General features: G+C 45.6%; 16 protein-coding genes. All 16 read left to right on the top strand.

Going from position 1 to position 25,340, the window contains the following annotated elements:
- Positions 1 to 104 precede the first annotated feature (104 nt).
- The 16 genes from ACSBL2_RS25790 to ACSBL2_RS25715 all read left to right on the top strand — a co-directional run bounded on the left by ACSBL2_RS25790 (position 105) and on the right by ACSBL2_RS25715 (position 25,336).
- Positions 105 to 701 carry an RNA polymerase sigma-70 factor gene (locus tag ACSBL2_RS25790; RefSeq protein WP_442589439.1) on the top strand — a complete coding sequence of 199 codons (597 nt, stop codon included), beginning with the start codon at positions 105 to 107 and terminating at the stop codon, positions 699 to 701.
- 151 nt (positions 702 to 852) lie between these two features.
- Positions 853 to 1,881: a FecR family protein gene (locus tag ACSBL2_RS25785; RefSeq protein WP_442589438.1), complete on the top strand. Its 1,029-nt coding sequence runs from the start codon at positions 853 to 855 to the stop codon at positions 1,879 to 1,881.
- A 213-nt stretch (positions 1,882 to 2,094) separates the two neighbouring features.
- On the top strand, positions 2,095 to 5,532 hold the full coding sequence (locus tag ACSBL2_RS25780) for a TonB-dependent receptor domain-containing protein (RefSeq protein ID WP_442589437.1): 3,438 nt from the start codon (positions 2,095 to 2,097) through the stop codon (positions 5,530 to 5,532).
- Positions 5,532 to 7,268, top strand: a complete 1,737-nt coding sequence (locus ACSBL2_RS25775; RefSeq protein WP_442589436.1) for a DUF4397 domain-containing protein — start codon at positions 5,532 to 5,534, stop codon at positions 7,266 to 7,268. The genes ACSBL2_RS25780 and ACSBL2_RS25775 overlap by 1 nt, the downstream gene beginning before the upstream one ends.
- Before the next feature lie 6 nt (positions 7,269 to 7,274).
- Complete coding sequence (locus tag ACSBL2_RS25770; protein WP_442589435.1) at positions 7,275 to 8,477, top strand: hypothetical protein; 1,203 nt, start codon at positions 7,275 to 7,277, stop codon at positions 8,475 to 8,477.
- A gap of 62 nt (positions 8,478 to 8,539) precedes the next feature.
- Positions 8,540 to 9,628: a fasciclin domain-containing protein gene (locus ACSBL2_RS25765; protein WP_442589434.1), complete on the top strand. Its 1,089-nt coding sequence runs from the start codon at positions 8,540 to 8,542 to the stop codon at positions 9,626 to 9,628.
- A 10-nt stretch (positions 9,629 to 9,638) separates the two neighbouring features.
- Entirely contained in the window at positions 9,639 to 10,901 is a 1,263-nt protein-coding gene (locus ACSBL2_RS25760; protein ID WP_442589433.1) for a fasciclin domain-containing protein, read from the top strand.
- A gap of 7 nt (positions 10,902 to 10,908) precedes the next feature.
- On the top strand, positions 10,909 to 11,913 hold the full coding sequence (locus tag ACSBL2_RS25755; protein WP_442589432.1) for a fasciclin domain-containing protein: 1,005 nt from the start codon (positions 10,909 to 10,911) through the stop codon (positions 11,911 to 11,913).
- Positions 11,914 to 11,930: 17 nt separating this feature from the next.
- Complete coding sequence (locus ACSBL2_RS25750) at positions 11,931 to 15,173, top strand: TonB-dependent receptor (RefSeq protein WP_442589431.1); 3,243 nt, start codon at positions 11,931 to 11,933, stop codon at positions 15,171 to 15,173.
- A gap of 51 nt (positions 15,174 to 15,224) precedes the next feature.
- Complete coding sequence (locus ACSBL2_RS25745) at positions 15,225 to 17,402, top strand: IPT/TIG domain-containing protein (protein ID WP_442589430.1); 2,178 nt, start codon at positions 15,225 to 15,227, stop codon at positions 17,400 to 17,402.
- A gap of 256 nt (positions 17,403 to 17,658) precedes the next feature.
- A complete protein-coding gene (locus ACSBL2_RS25740; protein WP_442589429.1) occupies positions 17,659 to 18,216 on the top strand; it encodes an RNA polymerase sigma factor in 558 nt (185 codons plus the stop codon).
- A gap of 96 nt (positions 18,217 to 18,312) precedes the next feature.
- Positions 18,313 to 18,522: a hypothetical protein gene (locus tag ACSBL2_RS25735; protein ID WP_442589428.1), complete on the top strand. Its 210-nt coding sequence runs from the start codon at positions 18,313 to 18,315 to the stop codon at positions 18,520 to 18,522.
- Complete coding sequence (locus tag ACSBL2_RS25730; RefSeq protein ID WP_442589427.1) at positions 18,512 to 18,790, top strand: hypothetical protein; 279 nt, start codon at positions 18,512 to 18,514, stop codon at positions 18,788 to 18,790. Before ACSBL2_RS25735 ends, ACSBL2_RS25730 begins: the two co-directional genes overlap by 11 nt.
- A 65-nt stretch (positions 18,791 to 18,855) precedes the next feature.
- On the top strand, positions 18,856 to 19,926 hold the full coding sequence (locus tag ACSBL2_RS25725; RefSeq protein ID WP_442589426.1) for a FecR family protein: 1,071 nt from the start codon (positions 18,856 to 18,858) through the stop codon (positions 19,924 to 19,926).
- Between the two features lie 290 nt (positions 19,927 to 20,216).
- Positions 20,217 to 23,645 (top strand): carboxypeptidase-like regulatory domain-containing protein, encoded by a 3,429-nt coding sequence (locus ACSBL2_RS25720; RefSeq protein ID WP_442589425.1) that lies wholly within the window; start codon positions 20,217 to 20,219, stop codon positions 23,643 to 23,645.
- A gap of 2 nt (positions 23,646 to 23,647) precedes the next feature.
- Positions 23,648 to 25,336 (top strand): DUF4397 domain-containing protein, encoded by a 1,689-nt coding sequence (locus tag ACSBL2_RS25715; protein WP_442589424.1) that lies wholly within the window; start codon positions 23,648 to 23,650, stop codon positions 25,334 to 25,336.
- Positions 25,337 to 25,340 lie beyond the last annotated feature (4 nt).

The raw sequence follows: 25,340 nt of genomic DNA, 5'->3' as shown, positions 1-25,340 counted from the left end.
ATGTTCCGCTTTGTTACCTCCTCCTCTTCATAATTTAATATTACCTTAATATAGGCAACCTTTTACACGCCTACTTTTGCTGCGTAGAGTTTCTTTGGTCATACATGTCAAACAGAATAAGCGAACTGCCAGATAATTTACTGCTTGAAAAATACCGGAATGGTAACACTTCAGCGTATAATATCCTTTTCAAACGGTACTTTGATTCTTTATACCAGTACGCTTTAAAAAATCTGAAAGATTCCTTCATCGCTGAAGAACTGGTTATGGATGTCATGCTGGGTTTATGGAAAAAGAAAGGCGAGATTGAAATAGAGAACGACCTCAAAGCCTACCTTTACCGTTCAGTAAAAAATGCAATCTACAATCATTACCGGAAAAAAATACTGCCAACCGTATCATTGGAGCTTGTTCAGGATAACCACAGTCTAACCCATAACAACATAGACCAGGAACTGAACCGCAAAGAACTGGAAAACCTGTACCATCAGAAAAAAAGTCAGCTCAGCCCACAACGGCGCAGGGTATATGAACTGAGCAGGGAAGAAAACATGACTTATGCAGAAATTGCAAAAGACATGGACCTTTCTGTAAACACTGTTGAAAACTATATGGTGGCCTCACTTAGCTTCTTCCGCAAACATTTAAAGGAACATGCCGATTTTACACTGCTCTTTTTTATCTCGCTTTTCTTCTTTTAGTTGTTATGAACAATTGTAGGTAATTTCCATTTCCTCCCAATCTCCCTGTTTAGCCCGGATTTAGCTGCTCCAATCTTTTTTTTTATTTTTTTTCCAATCCATAGGTGGTACCCCTCAAAAATTGTGTTCTCCCTATTGAACGACAATTGGAATGCAAGGCGATAACATAAATAAACAACTCATACGCAAATACATTCATGAAGAATGTACCGCGGAAGAACTGGAGCAAATCAGAAGACTGATGTCGCTTCCCGGTGCGCAGGCCTGGTTTGATGAAGTACTTTCAGAAAACTGGACGGGTTTAGCACAGGAAAAAGATACCGATCAGGAAAGGCTGAATATCAAACTGCAACACTTTTACGACCGGTTATCGGCTGCGGAAGAAAAAGCAGTGCAGGAAAAAGATACGATCACACCGCTCTTATTACAGCGGCGTTCCAGCTATCTGAAATATGCGGCAGTACTTGCCCTGACTATTCTTAGCATTACAGCATACAAACTTTTGCAGTTTAAAAAAACTCCTGAGCAAAAGCAGTTCGCTATGCAGCAGCTGACGAATCCGTACGGACACCGCTCCAAAATCACCTTGCCCGATAACTCTGAAGTCTTCCTCGGTGCAGGAAGTACCCTCCGTTATCCCAAACAATTCCAATCGGGGAACCGTGAAGTCAGCCTTGAAGGAGAAGCCTTCTTTCAGGTGACAAAAAATCCGAAACAACCTTTCATTATTCATACCCGGAGTGTACAGACGATGGTACTGGGAACATCCTTTAAAATTGAAGCTTTCAAAAACCATCCGCTTGTCGTGGCAGTAGCTACAGGAAAAGTAAGGGTAGACGATTATGCGGGCAACCATAAAAAATCACTTGCTATACTCACTCCGGGTCAAAAGGTTATTTATAATGAAGGTGCACCTGTGCTTGCTGCGGCAGCCATCGGAGATGTAGAAGCCTGGAAAGATGGAAGGCTCGTCTTCAACCAACGCCCGCTCAAAGATATTACGGCTGAGCTGGAAAGATGGTACGATGTAAAAATCAATTACCGCAACAAAGCCAAAGCCGGTGAAGTCATCTCGATTACTTTGCAGGCCAATATTCCTTTAAGTAAGATCATGACGGTACTTGGTGCCACTGGTCATTTCAATTATAAAATAAACAATAAACAGGTCACGATTCATTAACAGCGCAACGAGGGAAAGGAAGTATATGTAATAGTTATTTACACAAAAAAAGTTCCCTGCCAAAAGCCAGGGAACTCATTTAAGATACATAAACCGTGTGATTTCGACGTCTGCCGGTTTAAGCAAACAGATCATCGCCTCGCAGCGAATTAACCCGTAATGCTCAAAAATATGCAAAAAGGATTAAATCAATATCCTTCAATTCAATTTATTATGAAATGCTCTTTTGTTATCATTGTGGCCCAGCTTACTTTTATGAGTATCCTATTGGCCAATAATGTAAAGAGTCAGGACCTGGATCAAAAAATAAACCTGCATCTGGAAAATGTTACTGTAGCACAAGGCTTAGCGATTATAAGCAGGGAAAGTAATATTAAGTTCTCTGTGAGAGAGCAATCCATGAAGCCTGTAAAAAAGAGTTTTACTTTAGTTGACCCCCAGATTACCGTGAGGGAAGCCATGAGAAGGCTGCTCAGCAATACAGGATTACAGTACAAACTGATAGAAGGGTATATCGTGGTGGATACCAAACCTGTTCCTATTGTGATTACCGGAACAATTACCGACGATAAAACCAAAGAAACCCTGATTGGGGTGAGTGTGAAAATTAAGTCCAGCGGTGCTGCCGTATCAACGGACGTAAATGGAAAATACCGTATTGTAGTCCCTGAAGGAGGGGCCGTACTGGTGATTTCTTACCTCGGTTACCAAACCCGGGAAATCAAGATAGAAGGCGGTACTAAAGAAATCAATATCAGCCTGAAAACTTCTTCTACACAATTGGGTGAAGTCACCGTGCAGGCCAGGAGAAAGACCAACACTGAAGTCGCTGTATTGGATGAAAGAAAGAAGTCGGCCATTGTACAGGATGCTATTTCTGCAGTTCAGATTGAACGTACAGCAAGTATTACGACTACACAGGCTTTACAACGGGTATCTGGTGTCACCGTTACCGATGATAAGTATGTGGCCATCCGTGGTTTGGGCGACAGAAGTGTGATCGGACAGCTGAATGGGGTACGTCTCGCTTCTTCAGATCCTGATCGCAGTTCTATTCCATTAGACCTGGTGCCTGCTGCCTTGCTGGACAATATCACAATTTATAAAACTGTATCACCAGATAAACCTGCCGATGCGGCTGCCGGTATTGTGGAACTGAAAACCAAATCAGTACCCGATAGTATGGTATTTAATGTGGTGATGCAGTCTGGTTTCAATTCCAATATTGGGGTAGGAGGACAGTTCAATAGCTTTTACAACAGTGATATGGGCTTTTTCGCCAGCAATATCAACAAGAAAAACCTGTCTAAAGATTTCCTGAACCTGGCTACACAATACAGGGGCGGATTATCGCAGATCCAAAGCATGATTACCAATAGCGGTTACAGTCCGGAAGTCAAACAGGAAGTGAACCGTATCAACGGGATCATGCAGGGCTTTGATCCTGTGCTGACCACGAGATATAAACAAGCCCCTTTAAACCAGTTGTATTCTGCCAACTTCGGTAACAGTTATACCTTATTTAAGAAACATAAACTGGGGGTGGTTGCCGGGATCAACTATTACAGCCGTACTACGGATGTGACAGATGGTGACGTACAGCAGTATAGTATTTATCAGGGGGTAGTCACCGGAAACCCTCAGATCAGCAGTCCGCGAAATATTCCCAACTACATTACCCCCAACAGCCTTTTTATGGGCAGGTACCAAACCTATAAAGAGAATACAGGAACACAAACCTTAAACTACGGAACCCTGCTGGGCTTAACCTATCGTTTCAATCCGCAGCATGAAATCAGTATGCAATACCTGGGCAGCTGGGGTGGTGAAACCATGGCTACCCATATGCGTGGAAGTTATGATTATACCGGATTACCGGGAGTGGTGAACAGCACGATTTACTCTTTGAGACAGTCTTACCGTAAACTGAATACCTTCAACCTTCAGGGAGAGCATAAATTTCTGAAATCCGAATATTCCCCAAGACTGAGCTATAATGTGGCCTCATCCAGAGCTGGGCAGAATGATCCGGATTACCGTTTCGTCACCCTTGCCGATTATACCCCAAGAGGCGGTGCCTATTATGATAAACCAGTTATTGGCCCCATAAGTACTATACCTGAACGGGTATATACGGATCACCTGTACGCATTAACGTCAGGTTATGTCAATGGTTTTGGTGCCTACGGCATTATCCAGGCCGAGCCCAATGGCCGGCGTTACAGAAACCTGGAAGAGGAAAACTATAACTATAAAGCAGATGTCACCCTTCCGTTTAAGCTATTCGGACAAAAACAGGAATTTAAAACGGGGATCAATTACCTGAACCGCGACCGTGTATTTACCGAGAATGTATTGTTTCTGCCAGGGTCTAATTTTTCTTCAAAGGGTGCTTGTCCTTTGTACCAGGTATATGGTAACCTGGACAAATTGGTGAGTGCCGATATCATTGGTATTCATCAGCCTGTTGCGGGTGGTGCTGAAGGTGCCGGACCGGTGGGAGGCTTCCTGTACAACAGTCAAAAATCCCCAAATAACTATACCGGTTTCTTTGAAACCAAAGCCGGATATGCCATGCTTGACCTTAAGGTAACGAAAGACCTGAGACTGACCGGCGGGGTACGTTTTGAATCGACCAATATCCAATCGGCAGTAGATACGGCAAATGTATTCCTTGATCCGCGTTTAACTACACCGGGTGCGGGAGGGGTGAAAATTCCATTGTCACAAACCAGCCCGAACTCTGTATATAAAGTAGGGTATAAACCTTATTACTCTTTAAATGCAACCTACAATTATAAGGAAAACATGAATTTCCGTGCAGGTTACAATACCACACTGGCCAGGCCTGAATTGAGGGAAATTACCAATGTATTTGAATTTGATGCTTTTCAGATGGGACTGGTTGTCGGTAATCCGAACTTAATTAACCAATCTACCCAGAATCTTGATTTTCGCTGGGAATGGTTCCCGCATACAGGGGAGGTGATTGCCGTATCCGTGTTTGGTAAAAGAATAGAAAACCAATTGTATAAAGTATTTAACCTGCAAACCAGCGGTCTTGCCGCTACCTATCCGGAATATCCGACCATCAGGTTTGAGAATGATCCGAATATTGGTAAAGTATGGGGAATGGAGATTGAGATTGTGAAAGACCTGGGGCGCTTACTGGATCCGCTTCGTAATTTCTTCATCGGTACCAACCTGATGCTGGCGGAAAGTGACATTAAAAAATCGGCCGCAAGACTGGAAGCGAACCGCTCCATAGATCGCCATGCTCCGGACAACAGTCCTTTATTTGAGCAGGCTCCCTATTCCATCAATGGCTGGTTAAATTATGATAACAAAAGATCAGGAACCAGCTTGACCGGAACCTTTAACATGGTGGGAGAACGATTGGTACAAATCAACCTTACCGGGGAGCCAGACCTCTATACCCGTCCTGTGCCGATGCTGGATTTCGTATTCAGTCAGCGCCTGACCAAACGTCTGCTGTTCAAAGGTTATATGAAAAACCTGCTTAACCCAGCTATAGAAACAGTATATGCAAATCCTGGAACGGGTGGGGTATGGTATGAAAACAAATACCTGAACCGCTCGTACAAACGTGGCAGTGAAATTATGATGGGATTCACTTATAATTTGTTTTAATGATGAAAGCAATCAAACACTATAAAAATAGCCTGCTGCTTACCTTTAGCGGTATGCTACTGGTACTTGCATCATGCAAGAAGGATAAACTGGATATCACTACCGATAACCGTCCGGTGACTGAAACCCGTAGTAATTCAAGCCTGAGGATTATCAACCTGGGTGGCTTTAACCAGGTACAGGCAAACGGTGATACACTAACCAATTATGTGGTCAGAACCATCAATGATCCCCTGTCAGGTAAATATCCTGGAACGGAATACTTTCCCGATAACGGGAGGCTGGGTACCATCTGGAATATTCCTCAGAACCTGCTCAATCAGGGGCGTGCCTCGCTCTTAATAGAAGAAAAATCTTTCCAGGGCTTTAACAGTAAAACAAGCCTTTCCGTAGAAGAGCAGGTTAACCAGCCTACAGATTATTTCATCACACAGCCGGAGGAGTCGATGGGTCTGGAAAATGACGGAGGTCCGGACTATGTACAATTTAAGCGGGATATTACTGCCCCTGCAAATCCGGGTAACTTTAAAATCAGGATCATCAATCTCGCTGCAAAAGTAGGTCATATGCAAAATCAGGAAGATCTGTTAGGGCCGATGAGCCTGGCTTTTGCCGATGGAACTCCTGTCAGCGGGAAAACAAGCCATATTGCTCCCGGTGAAGCTTCGGAATACATTGAGGTTCCCTATGGCACTATACAATTTAAAGTGCTTTCCAAATCCGGAACGGAAGTCTCTGGCATATCTGACGAGGTCATCTCCGCGGAAACTTCCCAGATAATCAATCAGTCTTCCGGGACAAGTATGATGCCCAGCATCCGACTGACGTATGCACCCATGAAAACTTATGCGCCTGGTGGAGTATATACCATTGTCGTATCGCCTTACCGTTTCACCATTCCTTATCCCGGAAGTGAAATAGGAGAAACGATAAATACCTATCAAAATGGTTTCCGTCTCCTCAATGATATTGCAGAGCCATTGAACATGACCTATGCAAAAGTGCAGGCCATCAATGCCCTGCCAGGTGTAAACCAAGTGAAATTGCTGTTGAATGGACAGGCGGCAGGTACTGAGATTCCTTATGGCGGGCATGCAGAAGAGCAAACCCTGATCACCGGGAATTACAAGGTCGATGCAGTTGATGCCTCCGGACAGCTGCTGGCTACCGTACAACTTAAACTGGAAGCCCATACGAACCTGAGTTTATGGATCTGTCGTGATGCTGCGGGAAAGGCAAAAATCAGTGTGGTTGCCAATGACCTTAGCGGAATTTTTGGTATTGGCGGAGATGATGACGCCACGAACAGTGGGTATTTGCAGAAATTCCCGGTAAGTGTACGTTTTCTGAACATGAGCGATATGCCTTATCTGACTTTTACAACTGATAACGGACAGAATTTCAACGCGAACTATGCTTTTGATCCGGCTGTGGTAAGCAACCTGGTTCCAGGTCTTTTTCCTATACAGAACCCTTATGTCAGCATCTTCCGCGACAGTAATCCATACAAGTTCCTGGCCTACCGTTCTATGCCATCAATAGTTCCCGGGGAATGGGCAGATGAAATTCCGGTGTTAACCGGTCAAAGCCTTATTGCCAGACCGGAATTGTATGTGCGGGGCCAGTTGCCAAACCATGAACCCGGTATCTATACCATCGCGCTGATCGGTAATACCAGTGCCTCGGCACCCGCAGCGCAGAAAGCAAGAATGATCGTTTTGAAACACAATAAATAAACAGCTATGCTAGCATTTAAAGTAAAATACGTAGGATTTTGTGGACTTATACTGCTGTTTCTTGTTGCAGGATGTAAGAAAATAAACTACGCTAAAATTGAAGACCCTGCTTATTTAAGGGTTTTCAATAACCTGAATTATGAAGTAGGGATTACCAATAAAGATGAACCTATCCCTTTTTTAACCCTGCTGATTGATCCGGTAATGGATCAGGATGGAATGCCGCTGAGTGCAGCCATCAAAGGTGATTTCCTGGATCAGCGGGAACCTTATGCCCCACCATATCCCTCACATGTCGGTACCGGAACATCTTTAAATAATCCGGAATACCCCGGTCGTGAAAATGTATTGGTCGGCCCGGTGCTAAACGGATTTGACCTGAGCAGCTGGGCACAGATTCCTTCAGGGAAACACCGTGTCGTGTTTATGTTCAGGCCTAAAAATACCATTCCTTTCTTCAGCCTGGAAGACAGGTATAAGAAAAGTGTACTGATTGATACGACCCTGGTCTTGGATGGTAAAGAAGTGTACACCCTGCATGTGCTCCAAAAAGATGTGGCAACGAAGAAAAATGGAATTTTACTGAGACAGGAAGATTTCCATAAGCGCCCGCTTTCAGATTCTGAGGTCTATGTTAATTTTTACAATATGAGTTCAAAAGGTTTCTGGCAGATTGATAACTACACCAAGACCGGGAATGGACTGAACAATGAGAAAGGCTTTATTGCCAACGGTATTAAAGACCAGATGAATATATTTTACACCCTCTATAGGGGCGCACCTGAGTCGAGAATAACCATAGCCGGGCATACCCGCTTACTGATGGGGACACTCAGTAGAAATACCGATGCCGTGGAAGTAAGTCCGTATTACAGTTTTCCTTTGTTTGCCGACGGGAATGCAGAAGGCATTACCACTGATATGTGGCAGCGTTTTGACCTGCTGGCACCGGGAATGGACATTACCAATATCCCTTATTCCATCAGTGATTCGGATAATGATAACAGCTGGGCACCCATCAACTGTATGCTCAATGGGCAGACCAGGCTGAGTAATGATAAGGGAGCGACCCTGCCAAATATGATTGTAAATATTCATTCAGGAATCTACAACCCACGATCTTTTGCCACGGTGAATACCATTGAGATTGTCAATGGAAATGTTTACCTCACTACAGTGCAAAGGAAATATGCACCGCCGGTTTATTAAGGGTATCCTAGCCTTATAACCGATGAAAAACAACTATTCACTGATGAACAATATATAAACAGATGAAACGTAAAAAATCATTTCATATTTTCTTCTTACTGGTTCTGGCAGGTTTGCTGCCGTTCTTCAATTCATGCAAACATGAGGAACTTACGGTAGAGAAGGAAAATGCAAATTTCAGGCCTGCGGCCGATTTTATTAAAAATAACTATGACCTCAGCCTTTTTGCTGCTGCGATAGAAAAATCAGGACTTTCCTCCACATTAAATGCTTCCGGTTCGTTTACCGTACTGGCACCGGATGATGCGGCTTTCAAAAACATAGGCATTACCAGGGCTGCAGATTTTGACAAGATGAATCCGGACAGCCTAAAACACCTGGTACAGCGTCATGTGATCACCCAGCGCCTATTGCTGCAGAATATTCCTGAAAATAGTGTCGATACGCGGTACCGTACACTTGCAGGAACAGAGGTTTATTGTACGCTGGCCAGCTACAGGAAGGGAAACAGTGCTTTTCCTGACAATGAACTCTACTTCAATGGATCTTCGGTGAACAGGAAGGATGTAACCATTTCCAATGGTGTGTTACACGTGCTGAGTGCGGTCATGAAGTCGACTCCTGGAAATACCGTACAGGCATGGCTGTCGGGCCAGCCAAAATACAGCATCCTGGTTTCGGGATTAAAGAAATTTGGTTTCTGGGAGCTGCTTGCTGCTGAAGGGCCGGTTACGGTATTTGCACCTGATAATACGCAATTTGAAAATGCAGGTTTAACCACGGAGGGTATTGCGGCACTTGACCCTGCGCTTTATGCTGCAGAACGGTTGTTTGGGGTGTATGTTTTACCGCAAAGGCACCTGTTTATTTCAGATTTCCGGGCATTGGATATCATTAGCAGTACTGCTTTCAATGTAGCCCTGGAGAATGATTCCTGGCATATGATGATCAGTAGTCAGCGGAGTTTTCCTGCCGGTTACTTTAGTTATGACGTCACAGTGAATACAGCTGCCAATTACCCTTATGAAATGATATCCTCCATCTCCGGTAGCAACCTGCAGTCGGGCATAGATATTCTGGCAGATAACGGGCTGATCCATAACCTGAAGGGGATTCTGGTTTTACCAGCCCAGGCACTTAAACAAAACTAACAGTAGAAAGATGAACATACATAAATTACTTACCTTCTTCCTGTTCTTATTCGTATTGGCATCCTGCCGGAAGGAAGAATTTAAACAGGTTGCTGAAGGGGAAACTATACCTCACGAAGAAATTACCATCCTGTTGAAAGAAGTGCTGGACGCTTCTTCCTATACTATATTTAAAGCGGCCTGGCAACGGAGCAATATGGAGCGTATCGTTACTGCAGGGGGAAAGCAAACGCCACATACTTTGCTGGTGCCTACCGATGAAGCCTTTATCGCGGATGGGTTAACACTGGCCGCGGTCAGCACGATGGAGCCGGCATTGCTGGACAGCATCCTGTTGTACCATACGCTGATCGGTACCTATGATCCCCGGAGTGTAAGCGGGAAAACAGGCAGTTCACCCGGGATTTCCATGTTAAAAAATATGAACCTCAGGCTCCCTGCAACTGAGATCGCAAACCGCACGGACCAGTACGCCTACAGGCAGTACCTGGGTATTGTGGATGGTGAACTGATGATCAATGGGGCAAAAAGTGGAAAATTACCAGCCGTTATGGCAAAGAACGGAACTTTATGGCCGATAAATAAAGTATTGCACAGGCCCACAAAAACTATATTGGCTGCTTTACAGCAGGACGGACGTTTTGGAATGTACCTGGGAATGCTGGAAACCATGGATGCCGACTGGTTAAATGATACGTATGGTGTCCTTCCAAGGGCTCCTTTTCAGAATGGATGGGTAGTGAAGGAAGATTATTTTGGTGACAATGTGAATATGGACCTGACCACGATCTTCGCTCCGACAGATGAAGTTTTCCATCAGGCAGGATTCGAAAATCTGGAAGCGCTGCAGGCTTTTAACAGAAGTCGCCCGGTACCCTACCTTGATTGGGATACGTACCAGGTGGTAGGTGGCTATGCGGCAGACAGTCTTCTCGCCTTGAACCGTTTCGGTGTCCTTCTGGCTCCGACAGATCCCAATGTTAGTCCGCGGTACAATCAAATGGTATTTTACATCAATGATTTTACCAATGAGAACCTCTCGGAATTTAACGTGACTGCAGGGACTGAACTTTCCTTTCCCCCCTATGTAATGCCTTTGGAATTTGGGCGTGATGCCAGCGGAAGGGTAACGGTGAAGGCCAAGGGATCTCCGCATCCTGCGGCAACTGTTGTGGAACAGATCAATACCCTGATGGGACCAATACATGTGATTGACAAGTTCATCCCTACCAAAGAGTTCAAGTTTGATGTAACCGTTAACGGATCCAGATAATCGAAAAATGAAACATTTAAAAAATATAACAGCTGCTTTTTCTGTACTGCTGATGCTGGGTTGTGCCTTGTGCTTGCAGGGCTGTAAGAAAGATGTGGTTGAATCCGAAAGTGCCAACGGTACCGTGAATGCGGTGATTGCAGATAATTTTAACCTTTCCCTTCTGAATACGGCTATAAAACATGCAGGACTAAATAACCTCCTGCTGGAGAAAGGCCCCTTTACGGTCATTGCCCCTTCAGATGTGGCTTTTGGCCTGGCCGGTTTTCCAAACACCGTCAGCATTCTTCAGGCGCCGACTTCAAGGGTTTCGGCTATTGTGAATTACCATATCCTCAGGGGTGCCTATGAGTTGAATAAGCTTCCTTTTCTCTTTAACCAGGAGATCCGCTCCTCCAATGGAGGAAAGTTATTTGCTACCCGCTGGATCAAAAATCAGGATACAATTCTAACCTTAAACGGATCCCGTGTATTGAGCCAGAACATTAAAGCGACCAACGGGATTATCCAGGTGACCAACAGGGTGCTTGAACCTTATGTGCATGAACTGATCACGGAGTCTATCGCTGCTGACCGTAACCTGAGCCTGTTTAATCAGGCACTGAAGCGTTCCGGCTTGGTGGAAACCCTGCGTGGCAATTTTTCTTTTACCGTGTTCGCCCCGGTGAATGCCGCCATGGCCAGTTATGGACTTTCTTCTGTGGAAGCGATCAATGTAATGGATCCGGAAATGCTGAAGACCTTACTGGAATACCATATCGTGCCTAACCGTCGCTTTATCTATGACTATGTGCTTTCTGCCGGAACGACTACTTCCAGTGAACAAACCATGCTGGATGGCAATTCGGTAAGAATAACCCTTATTCCTGATCCATCCGTTGCGGGGGATTATCTGGGAATCACCTTACTGGGAACGGGTAATACCTCGGCAGTGGGTTTGGTAAAACGGGATGTGCTAAGCGGCAATGGTGTGTTGCATTCCATTAATGCAGTTTTAAAAATTACACAGTAATAAAAAAGATTTGAGCAATGACATTATATAAAATATTGAAACCAATTATTTTCCTGTTGCTGTTGTGTTTCTCTTTTGCAGCCAGCGCACAGGAAACCAGTGGTACACTCAACGGTACGGTCCTGGATGCCCAGGGGCAACCCTTGCCGGGCGCGGCCATTATTGCGATCCACCAGCCCTCCGGGACTAAATATGCTACTGCTGCAGACCAGAAAGGAAGGTATTACCTGCCCAACCTGCGTATCGGCGGGCCTTACAGCATTGAGGCAAAAATGGTGAGTATGAAAACGGATAAAAAAGAAGACATTACCATCCGGCTCGGCGCCTCGGTGACGCTGAATTTTGCGCTGTCCGACCAGTCGCAGCAACTCTCAGAAGTGGCCATCAAGGCCACCAGGGCAGGGGCTCAGGCCAGTAATTATGGTTCAGGGAAAAATATCAGCGCCAGCCAGCTGAAGAACATGGCGACCGTTTCGCGCAGCATTACCGATATTACCCGTTTGGTGCCACAGGCCAGCAAGGACAACAGTTTCGGCGGTACCAACTTCCGTTACAACAATGTGACCATTGACGGGGCTATCAATAACGATGCGATCGGTTTCAGTCCTTCATTGGGCGGCCAGTCGGGAACTTCAGGCATGGCCGGAAGTTCTACCCGTACCAATCCAATCTCGCTGGATGCCATTGAGGATATGCAGGTCTACCTGGCTCCTTATGACGTGAAGATCGGTAACTTTACCGGGGGTTCCGTGAATGCGGTGACCAAAAGCGGTACCAATACCCTGAGTGGCTCTGTATACGGTTTTGGCCGTAATGCAGCCCTGACCGGGAAGGACCGTGTCGGTAGCCTGGGGAAGATGAACAGTGATTTTTATGATTACCAAAGCGGTTTCCGTGTCGGTTTACCGATCATCAAAGATAAGCTGTTCTTTTTCAGCAATCAGGAGATCACACGCAGGCGTGACCCGCAGCAATTACTGGCCGGATCGGCAGAGACCAGCCATATCCTGAGTGCCGCAGATGCAGATGCGATTACTGCGGCCGACCATATCGATGCCGGTACAGGGGGTAATTTCAATACCTATTCCAAATCGCTGAAATTCTTTAACCGCCTGGACTGGAACATCAGTGATAAACATCAGCTGGCCATCCGCAACAATACCATCATTTCTGAAGCTTCACACCTGGACCGCGACCAGCAGGATTTCAGGTTCAGCAGCATGGCCTTTGTACAAAAGAACAACCAGACTTCTACCGTTGCGGAGCTGAAAAGCAGGTTCAGTAACCAGCTTTCCGGCAATCTCCTGGTGGGTTATACCAGGGTGAACGATTCCAGGGATCCGATGGGTGATCCAAGCCTGCCACAGGTGCAGATTGCAGGACGTACACCGGGAACGACCATATACCTGGGAACGGACCGTGAAGCCAGTATTTTTGATATGAAACAGCGCACGTTGGAATTGACCGCTAACCTGAACTATACGACAGGTAAACATACCCTCACCCTGGGTACGCACAATGAGCTTTACCATATCTCCTATGGTTTTGTAAATGCCTGGAACGGTAGGGTAGACTACCTGAGTATTGAAGATTATATCAACAATAATCCTTACCGCGTACGTGGGGCCAATGCGTATGGCAACAACAGCCGCGATTACCTGCTGAACAATCCTGCGGCAGCATTCGACATGAATATGTACAGTGTGTACCTTCAGGATGAAATCAGGGTGTCTGACAAGTTAAAGCTGATCCCGGGCTTAAGGGCAGATATGGCTTATCTGCCGGAAATGCCGCAGTTGAGTGAAAAGGTGCAAACGGCACTGGCAGATCCCAACTTCGGCCGTACCTATACCTATACGCCCCTGAACAGGATAGAGAACAAGTTCCTGAACAAGGTACAGGTCTCCCCAAGGCTTGGTTTCAGGTATGACTGGAATGGTGACCAGAGCCTGGTTATCCGTGGTGGTGCCGGACTGTTTACCGGGCGTATCCCTATGGCCTGGCTGGCCTATGCGTATTACAATACCGGCGACAGCTTTGGTGGTTTTGACCAGAAGGCAGACCAGAAACCTTTTGTACCGGGGAGCAACCCGCTGCAGGGAGGAGCCGACGGAATCGGTACCTTTATCGGTCAGAACGGTGCAGTGCTGAACAATCCAAATAGTGGCAAGACCCAGGTGGATTTGATTGACAATGGTTTCGTGATGCCACAAGTATTGCGGTCAAGTATCGGCGTAGATTATACTACAGCCAACCAGTGGAAATTTACCCTGGAAGGGATTTATACCAAGAGTTTGAAGGATGTGCTGTTCCAGCAATTGAATGTGCAGGACAATCCTAGTTATTATGCTTATGACAAAGGGCATCAGCAGCCGATCTACAGCGGTACGGTAGATCAGCGTTTCTCCAATATTTATTTATTGAGCAATACGAGTAAAGGTTACCGCTATAGTTTGACTGGTAGCGTGAATAAGAGTATAGCCGACCGCTTCCAGTTCTCCCTGTCCTATACCTACGGACAGTCGAAAGACCTGAGCAATGGGGTGAGGAACTCGATGGAGTCGAACTGGCAGTTGAACCAGTCGCTTATCCCGAACAACCCGGCACTGGCCAACAGTAATTTTGATATCAGGAACCGGATTGTAAGTACTTTCAGTTACCATAAGTCCTGGGCCAAAGCAGGAAAGACAAATGTGTCGCTGTTTTTCAGCGCGCAGTCGGGCAGCCCTTTTACTTACGGAATTGTGAACAACAGTGTTCAGGGATTGCCGCAACAGGTAAGTCTCGCCTATATTCCTGCACAGGATGAGGCCATCCGTTTCTTCCAGGATAATGCAAATGGTACAGCTGCACAGCAGGCTGCGGCCTTTAACGCGTATGTGGAGGGCAATGAATACCTGCAAAGCAGGAGGGGGAACTTCACCGAGCGCAACAAAGGACGTACGCCATGGAACATACAGGCTGACCTGCATCTTTCCCATGACCTGTTCCTGAGCAAAACAGGGAAACAGTTGATTACCCTCACTGCCGATGTGGTGAACCTGACCAACCTGATCAGCAGGGAATGGGGAATCCAGTATTTCTCTCCGAATACATTCAATTCCACATCAAGTGTGGGCCTTACCCCAACGTTGTTCCCTCCTGCACAGAATGCAGGCAATTACCCGGTGTATGAGTTTAACCTTCCCGGAAGGCCATACAGTATAGACTATTATGGATCAAGGGCACAGGTGCAACTGGGATTAAGGTATACTTTTTAAGGAGGAAGGTCAATTCAAAAAATGAAGATCAATCGAAACATAACGTGTGATATGAAATATCAGAGAAAATTTAAGGTAAGGGTGGTACTTACGGCCATGCTTGGCCTGTTCATCCTGATGTTCAGTGCCTGTAAAAAGGACGATACTGAAGTCATTAAATTACCGCTTGCAGTAAAGGATTATTTTCCGAACAGTGGTAATCAGGGAACATTGGTAACCATCCAGGGAACCGGATTTGGAGATGAGCCGGAAAAGGTGTCGGCTACTTTTGCCGGCACCGGGGCAGATGTCGTGAGTGTCACGCCGGAGGAGATTGTCCTCAGGGCACCCCTAAATGGCAAGACAGGAGATCTTCTGCTCAAAGTGAATGGTGAAGAGATGAAAGTAGGCCCATATACCTATCAGGAGCTGAGCGTGGCCAGTATCAGTCCTTCAAATGGGGGAGCGGGAACGCACATACAGATTTCAGGTGCCGGTTTCGGCAGTCTGGTTAAACCTGCCGAGGTTTTTATCAACGGAAAAGCCGCCCTGGTGATTTCGGTGAGTGAAACACTGCTGATTGCAGAAGTTCCTGCAGATGCCGGAGCGGGACCCGTAACGGTAAAGGTAGATGGGCAGGAGGCATCCGGACAAAGTTTCAAATACCAGTCCATCACCAGTATTAAACCACTTACCGGGGGTAAAGGTACTGTGGTAAGGATCAATGGATCCGGATTTGAAGAGCTGGCAGCAGGCAATACGGTTCAGTTTAATGGTAAAACGGCGGTTGTACAGGAAGCTGCCGCAGATTACCTGTTGGTGGTTGCGCCAGACCAGGTAAGTACAGGCCTTTTATCGGTGACCATTAATCAGCAGAAACTTTCAGGCCCGGTGTTTACGGTCGTGGCCGCACCTGTCCTTCATGTAGTCACACCGCTGAGCGGACCGCAGGGGACTCAAATGACGATCTCCGGATCTTTATTTAGCGCGATCATGGATGAGAACAAAGTTTTCATCAATGGTGTTGAGGTTGCCATACAGTCGGTTACCGCAAATGAGTTAAAGCTGGTCGTGCCAGGTGGCACCGGGAGCGGGATTGTTAAGGTCGTGGTGAATGACCAGTCGACCAATGGCCCGGTATTTAAGGACCAGTCGCTGAGTATTCTTGCTGTCAGTCCGGACAATGGTCTGGCTGGGACTACGGTTACGATCACAGGATCTGGTTTCAGTACTACGCCTGCAAATAACAAGGTCTATTTTAATGGCTTGCCGGCAACAGTTCAAACTGCGACGGAAAACAAGCTGGTGCTTGATGCACCTGTGGGTTTAAGTACCGGTGAGCTGAAGGTTGTAGTAGGTAGCCAGGAAGCTTTGGCTCCTCAGGACTTCAGAAGGGCAGGAATCATTACCCTTGCCGGAGGGCCAAACAGTACTGTTTTTGGAGGTTCTTTAACTGCCCTGACCGTAGATCATAACGGCAATGTGTACGTAGTCGACGGACAGCAGAAGGTCGTTAAGAAAATCACTCCGGAAGGAGTGCTGAGTACCCTGAAATCAAACGGCGCTGATATCGTATTCAACATGCCGATGGGGGTGGTTGCCGATAAACAAAACAATATCTACGTATCCGATCAGGGCAGCAGGGAAATTAGAAAAATCACTCCGTCAGGACAAAATACGGTGTTTGCTTCAGGCTTTGCACCGGGACTGATGACTTTTGACAATGATGGAAATATGTATGTCAATGTAGTTGGTTTTGGCTCAGGGATGAACAGGATCAATACTGCCAGTGTCCTTTCAAGGGTAGCTGGCCCGCAGTGGTCTTATGTGCGTCCTGCAGTAGACGCTACAGGTAAACTTTTCTATGTTGATGGAAGCGGTACGAGTAACAATGGGATCTCGACACCAAATGCTGTGAATCCAAATGATTTACTGTGGGCGGGTTCTTCTGAGCCAGGGTATGCAGATGGAACAGGGATAACGGCGAGATTCAGTAATCTTCTGGGTGGACTGACCTTCATTGGCAACGGTAAAATGATTGCGGGTGATGCGAATAATTATGCCATCAGGGAAATTGATATCGCAACCAGACGTGTGACAACGATATTTAAACTCAGCAATGGTTTTGTGGATGGTGCATTCAGCAGTGCCAAAATTGGCGCGATGAGTGATACTGCTGTCGATAAGGACGGAAATATCTATATCCTTGACGCGACAAATAAAGCCGTAAGAAAAGTACTTTTAAAATAAGTTGTAAACTCATTTCATACCAGGATTAACGCTCATTTTTCCGATAAACCGGGTCAGGCAGAATTGCCTGCCCGGTTTTTTATTACATTGCTCTGATGGTGATTACACGATAATAATTCAATATGAAGGGTTAAGTAGTTGATTATGTTTGCGTTGTTCATTGTGGTGTGTTTTAGTATTAATAATCAGATAATCTATCGTTAACCTTAAGCTTATCTTATCCTGCTAGGTTTGTCTGAATAATTTCAGGATGATTATGAAAATAGTAAAAGAATTATCAGACCAGCAGCTATTGGAATACTGCCGTACAGGTAATGATAAGGCTTTTGATATCTTATTTCGCCGCTATTTCAGGCCCTTATACCAGCTCAGCCTGAAGTATGTAAATCATCCCGAAACCGCGGAAGAACTTGTCATGGATCTATTGATGTGGGTTTGGGAGAAGAGAAAAACTGACATTTGTCCTGAGGGTAATTTTAGCGCCTATATCTACAAGGCCATGAGAAACAGTATCATCAGTTTCTTCCGGAAAAAGACCCTGCAGACGGAAACCATTGACCTGTTACATGAAGAAACGCTGAGCGATTCCAGGTCTGCTGACCATGACTACCGGTCTAAAGAACTGAATGCGTCCTTCCTGCAGAAGCTTGAAGAGCTGAGTCCGCAGCGCAGAACGGTTTACCAGATGAGCAGGGAAGAGGAGATGACCTATCCTGAAATTGCCCGGAAGCTTAACCTGTCTAAAAATACTGTAAAAAGCCATATGAGCTTTTCCCTGAGTCATTTACGGGAGAACCTGGATACTACAGTATAGACACAATATTTCTCCTTTTAATCCGTCAATTGTACAGCTCACAATTTCTGATTTTGTGAGATAAGTTTAGTAAATTTGTAATACAAGGGATGTATCATGAAAATAATCTTAGATATACGCGACGATAAAGCCGCTTTTATAATGGAAGTACTTAAGAATTTCAAAGATATTAAGGAGGCGAAACCTTTATCTGCTTATAAGGCAGAGGTGTTTGATGGAATTCAAGAGGCCATACATGAGCTGAAATTAATAAAGCAAGGAAAATTAGAGGGTATCCCAGCTAAAGCATTGCTAAATGAGCTTTGAGATAATCGCTACCCCAAGGTTTAAACGTGAGATTAAAAAACTCGTAAAAAAATACACTTCACTAAAAGATGAATTCGCCAGACTAATTGAAAATCTGGTGCAAAACCCTGAACAAGGTACTTCACTTGGAAATAACTGGAGCAAGGTGATTACCCATATCATCATATCGGATGAAATCGTATATCTGTTGACTATTTATGATAAATCACAGCAGGAGAATATAAGCAATAAAGAGCTTAAAGAACTGCTTTCCCAATTGCAGGATTAATTTTTTTTGTTTCCAATCACCCTACCTTCCTTTTTTTGCGCTATACCTATTGAAGGATATCGCATATGCACCAATCAATAGATAAAGAAATACTAAAAAAATATATTCAGGGCCAATGTAACGCTGCGGAGCTGGCACTGGTCCGGCAGTTTCTGTTAACGCCGGGTTCACAGGAAGTACTGGACGAACTGATCCTGGAAGAATCCAGCGAAGAATGGGACGCCTTACTGGAACAACCGGTAAATGCCGACCAGCAGATGATGGATTGGGAGACCAGGTTTGAACAAAGAAAAAATGACCGGAGTAGGGTAATTGAAACAGGAGAACAGGAGGAAGGATCAATACCCTTGCAGCCCGCAAAAGGGCTGTACACTTTTATCCTGAAGTATGCGGCTGTCTGGCTGGTGCTCCTGTCGGGTGCAGGTTTTTATGCCGTACAACAGTTCCGCAGCAAAACCCCTTTGGCCACACAGGAAACCGCATCGGCCATACTTAAAGAATTTCGTACGAAAACAGGAGAGCGTGCTACGCTGACCCTATCCGACGGTACGGTGATTTATCTGGGACCGGAAAGTATCCTGAAATACCCGGAAACTTTTAAAGGGACAAGCCGCCAGATTTCCTTAACAGGGGAGGCCTTCTTTGAAGTGGCCCATAATCCAGCAAAACCATTCCGTATCCAGTCGGGCAAACTCAGGACTACCGTATTGGGGACTTCATTTAAGGTGAATGCCTTTGAAGGACAAATGTTCGAAGTGAAAGTCGCTACAGGTAAAGTACGTGTAGACCGTACAGACCATTCCATTGTCCGTCATCTGGCCATATTAACACCGGGTCAGCTGGTGAGGTTACCTACGGCCGACAGTGAACCTGTTTTAGCGCAGCTGCCGGTATCGGAAGTCCTGGGCTGGAAAGCTTCAAAAATGGTCTTCAGGGATAATACCCTCCAGGAAATTGCCAGAGAGCTGGAGCGTGCATATGATGTCAGTATCAGGTTCAGCAATGCTGAAAAAGCCAGGGAAGTGGTGACTATAAGCCTACAGCTGAATGTGCCCTTGCAGGAAACCCTGCAGCTGCTGAGCAAGGGAACGCATTTCAGTTTCCATAAAAACGGAAAGAATATCACGATTAAATAATAAAAACAGAAAGGTTGGTTATGGCATAGAGCAGTTACTCAAAAAACGCTCCCGCGGATGTTAAGACCCGCAGGGAACGCTTATCGTATTTCAAAAGGCCCCCAGTTTTCGACGACACAGGGCCTCCATGAAAGGAATAGCCGGAAAATCCGGCTCATTAAACCTATTATTTGCCTGCTGGCAAAATAAACAGTAAAACATTCAAATATATGCAAAAAGGATCAATAGCTAATCCTTCACTTTTTACGGAATTTAAGGATTCCAGAATTTTTAGAATAATTTATTTGCTGATGAAGTGTTCATTTATCCTGTCTCTTGTTTATTCTACTTTAATCGGGGTCTTATATGCCCATCCGGTAACAGGTCAGGATTTGAACCAGAAACTGGATCTTAAACTGAAAGGCACAGGAATTAAGGAAAGTCTCCTCCTCATTGAAGGAAAAAGCAACATACGCTTTATGCTTCCGCAGAAGGTATTGGATAAAGCCCCGAAAAAAGTGACACTGGATGCCAAAAGCATTACTGTTGCTGAGGCCATCAATAAAATTCTGTCAAACAGTGGGTTAAAATATTCCCTGCTGAACAATTATGTCCTTATTGAAGCAATTCCCGCGCAGCAGCGCATTACCGGTAAGGTGGTGGATGCCAGCACGAAGGAAACCTTGCCTGGTGTTTCTGTCAGGATTAAAGGCGCACAGGGTGGTACAACGACAGACATTAACGGTAATTTCAGCCTCAGCACTTCAGAGCCAAAGATTACGCTGGTATTCAGCTATATGGGCTACAATACCAGGGAAGTTGCGGCAGATAAAAACAGTGTGAATATCACGGTGTCACTGGCGCCTTCCAGCACTGCGCTGACGGAGGTGACCGTACAGGCACGCCGCAGGACCAATACGGAAGTTGCGGTACTGGATGAACGTAAAAAATCGGCCATTGTACAGGATGCGATTTCTGCCCTGCAGATTGAACGTACTGGTAGTATTACTACTACCCAGGCCTTACAGCGTGTATCCGGCGTAACGGTCACTGACGATAAGTATGTCGCCATCCGTGGTTTGGGCGACAGGAGTGTGGTGGGACAGCTGAACGGTATACGTCTGGCTTCCTCTGATCCTGACCGCAGTTCTATTCCTCTGGACCTTGTTCCTGCTTCCCTGCTGGATAATGTGACGATTTATAAAACGGTAACTCCGGATAAACCTGCAGATGCAGCAGCAGGTATTGTGGAATTGAAAACCAAATCGGTACCGGACAGTATGGTGGTCGACTTTGTCATGCAGTCTGGTTTTAATTCCAATATCGGAATTGGCGGGCAGCACAACAGTTTCTACAATAGTGACATGGGTTTCTTAGGGAAAAATATCAATAAAAAGAACCTGTCGGCAGACTTCCTGAACCTTGCACAACAATACAAGGGAGGGGCTACGCAAATACAAAAAATGATTGCCAACAGCGATTATAACCCCGCTATAAAAGCAGAGGTCAACCGCATCAATGGAATTATGCAGCGCTTTGATCCGGTACTGACCACGGGTTATAAACAAACTCCGCTAAACCAGCTTTATTCTCTAAGTTTTGGCAATAGCTATACCGTATTCAAAAAACATAAATTAGGTGTGATTGCAGGGGCAAACTATTACCGCAGGACTACTGATGTGTCCGGCGGTGATATCCTGCAATACAGTATTTACCAGGGTGTGGTCACCGGGAATCCGCAGATCAAAAGTCCGCGTAACATCCCAAATTACATTACCCCGAACAGTCTGTTTATGGGTAAATACCAGACTTATAAAGAAAACACAGGTACTGAAACCCTGAATTATGGAACGCTCCTGGGATTAACGTACCGCTTTAATCCGCAGCATGAAATCAGTATGCAGTACCTGGGTAGCTGGGGTGGCGAAACACAGGCCAGCAATATGCGCGGAAGTTATGAATATACAGACTTACCGGGTGACGTCAACAGTACAATTTATTCCTTAAGACAATCGTACCGTAAGCTCAATACCTTCAATTTACAGGGAGAACATAAATTCCTGAAAGGGGAATATTCCCCAAGGTTAAGCTATAATGTGGCCAGCTCAAGAGCCGGGCAGAATGATCCGGATTACCGCTATGCCAACCTGATTGATTATACGCCAAATGGGGGTGCATATATAGAAATCCCTAATTCCAACGGAACCACTACACCTGGTGCTTATACCAAGCATTTGTATGCACTATCCTCTGGTTATGTCAACGGATTTGGGCCTTATGGTATTATCCAGGCAGAGCCCAATGGCCGTCGTTTCAGGAACCTGGATGAAAAAAATTACAATTACAAGGCAGATGTAACCTTACCTTTCAAACTTTTTGGGAAGAAACAGGAGTTTAAAACTGGGGTAAATTACCTGAACCGCGACCGTGAGTTCACAGAGAACGTGCTTTTCCTGCCGGGCTCTAATTTCGCTCCGCTTACGGTGATGCCTTTATATACAGTAGAAGGAAATCTGAACCGTCTGGTGAGCAATGAAATCATCGGTATCCGTCCCCCAACTACCGATGGTGAAGGGGTGGGAGCACTGGGTGGCTTCATCTACAACAGTCAGAAATCACCTAACAACTATACTGGTTTCTTTGAAACGAAAGCCGGGTATGCAATGATGGACCTCAAGCTTACGGAAGACCTGAGGGTTACCGGCGGACTTCGTTTCGAGTCGACCAATATCCAGTCGGCCGTAGATACCTCGGGTGTCTTTCTTGATCCTTCACTCACCACTTCAGGTGGTGGTGGCACACAGATCCCGCTGTCATTGACTACTCCGAACTCGGTTTATAAAGTAGGGTATAAACCTTACTATTCCTTAAATGCAACCTACAATTACAAGGAAAACATGAATTTCCGTGCAGGGTATAATACGACCCTTGCCAGGCCCGAATTAAGGGAGATTACCAACGTATTTGAATTTGATGCGTTCCAGATGGGGCTCGTAGTCGGTAACCCTAACCTGATTAACCAGAGTACACAAAATCTGGACTTCCGTTGGGAATGGTTCCCTAATCCGGGCGAGGTTATCGCTGTTTCCCTGTTTGGTAAACGGATTAAAAATCAGTTGTACAAAGTATTCAACCTGCAGACCAGCGGTCTTGCCTCCACCTATCCGGAATACCCGACGATCAGGTTTGAGAATGATCCGAACATCGGTAAAGTATGGGGAGTAGAAGTAGAAATCGTAAAAGATCTTGGCCGTATCTGGGATCCGCTCCGCAATTTCTTTGTCGGCTCAAACCTTTTACTGGCACAAAGTGAGATTAAAAAATCTCCTGAACGTTTAAAGGCAAACCGCTCTCTGGACCGTCATGCCCCTGTGAACAGTCCGCTGTTTGAACAGGCACCTTACTCGATCAACGGATGGCTGAATTATGACAACAAGCGCTCAGGAACAAGTCTGACCGGAACCTTTAACATGGTTGGGGAGCGCCTGATCCAGATCAACCTGACTGGTGAACCGGATTTATATACCCGTCCCGTGCCTGTGCTCGATTTTGTATTCAGTCAGCGTATCGTTAAAAGGGTCACTTTTAAAGGCTACGCAAAAAATATACTTAACCCGGCTATTAAAACGGTTTATGCCAATCCTGGCACAGGCGGTAGCTGGTATGGCAATGAATACATTAACCGTAGTTATAAGCGCGGAGCAGAAATCATGATGGGATTCACTTATAACCTGTATTAATTATGAAAGTATTAAATAAATATATCAAACATCCTTCAGCCTTATGTCTCCTTTTTATACTGGCTTTCAGTGCCTGCAAAAAAGACAAGCTGAATATGGATTACGACAACAGGGCAGTTACCGATATGCGTAAAGGTTCTACAGTCAGAATTGTTAACCTGGCCGGTTACAATCAGGTGCAGGTAAATGGAGATACGCTTACCAATTATGTAGTCAGGGATCCGAATGGCAGTCTGAGTGTAAATTATCCGGCTACACCTTACTTTCTCACCAATGGCAGGCTGGGTAATACCTGGACAATCCAGCAGGACCTGTTTGTGAACGGTACGTTGAACCTGCTGTCGGAAGCCGTTAACTATACCGGTAAAGGTCCCCACACAGAATTTTTAGTAAAAGACGAGCAGACCCCGGTAGATTATTACCTGCTTTCTAAGCTCCTGGAAGGCCAGCCAGAATATATGCAGGTACCACGTGCTATTGCGGCGCCGGCAGATCCTGCTAAATTTAAAATCAGGATCCTTAATCTTTCAGCAATCGTGAATTCATCAGATAACGTGGAAGATCTGAGAGGCCCCTTGAGCCTGGCCTGGGCAGATGGTACCCTGGTCAGTTCAACTACGAACAACATTCAGCCGGGTCAATATTCAGACTATATTGAATTGCCTTATGGTGCTGCGCAATTTAAAGTCCTCACTGAACAAGGTTATCAGGTTCCAGGCAGCAGTGCAGAGGTGATCAATGCGCTTAACTCTACACTGGTTAATTCGCCAAACCTGACTTATGCTCCGGTAAAGACTTATTTCCCGGGTGGCATCTATACGATAGTGATCGGCGCAAAGGAGCTGAAAATTCCCTATCCGGGATCCTCTACCGGTGAGACCATTACTGCCTACCAGAATGTGTTCCAGGTGATCAATGATATCGCTGAGCCTAAAAATTTAACGTATAGCCGTATGCAGGGTGTAAATGCAATGCCAGGTATGGATGGCGTTAAGATTATGGTCAATGGCCAGGCATTGGGAACAGCAATGGCTTATGCAGCACATACCGATTACCAGGCTTTTATTTTGGGCGACTATAAAATTGAAGTACAGAATGCATCAGGTACCAGGCTGGCAGAAACCTCTTTAAAACTGGAAGCGAATAAAAACTTCAGTTTATGGGTCTATCCGGATGCAAATGGCAATGCCGCAGTCAAAGCTGTGGTAAACGACCTGAGTGGTACCTATTACTACGGTGCGGAGATGGGTAATCTATATGGCTACCAGAGCCAGGCTTTTCCTTTCCAGGTCCGTTTCCTGAACTTCTGTGCAGATGTGCCCTATCTCACCTTTACCGGAAATGACGGACAGGCTTTCGCTGGTTTATTCCCTGTAGATGCAAATGCGGTCAATAACCTGATGCCGGGTGTTCCACCTACGGAAGCCCCATATTTAAGCTTACGTTCGGAGAGTGGTGCCTATGAGTTTATGGCTTTCCGTTCTACGCCCGCAATTATTCCTGGTACCTGGGCAAAAGATATTCCGGTACTTACCGGACAGGACCTCATTGCCAGACCTGAATTGTATGTGAGGACGGGTTTACCAAACCATGAGCCAGGTATTTATACCGTAGCGCTGATTGGTAGCACCAAGGCAACCGCAGCTGCCGCACAAAAGGCAAAAATGATTATTCTGAAACACAATAAATAAAATT

This window comes from Pedobacter sp. AW31-3R, assembly GCF_052180285.1.
Lineage (GTDB): Bacteria > Bacteroidota > Bacteroidia > Sphingobacteriales > Sphingobacteriaceae > Pedobacter.
This window is presented reverse-complemented; position numbering and strand designations above follow the sequence as displayed.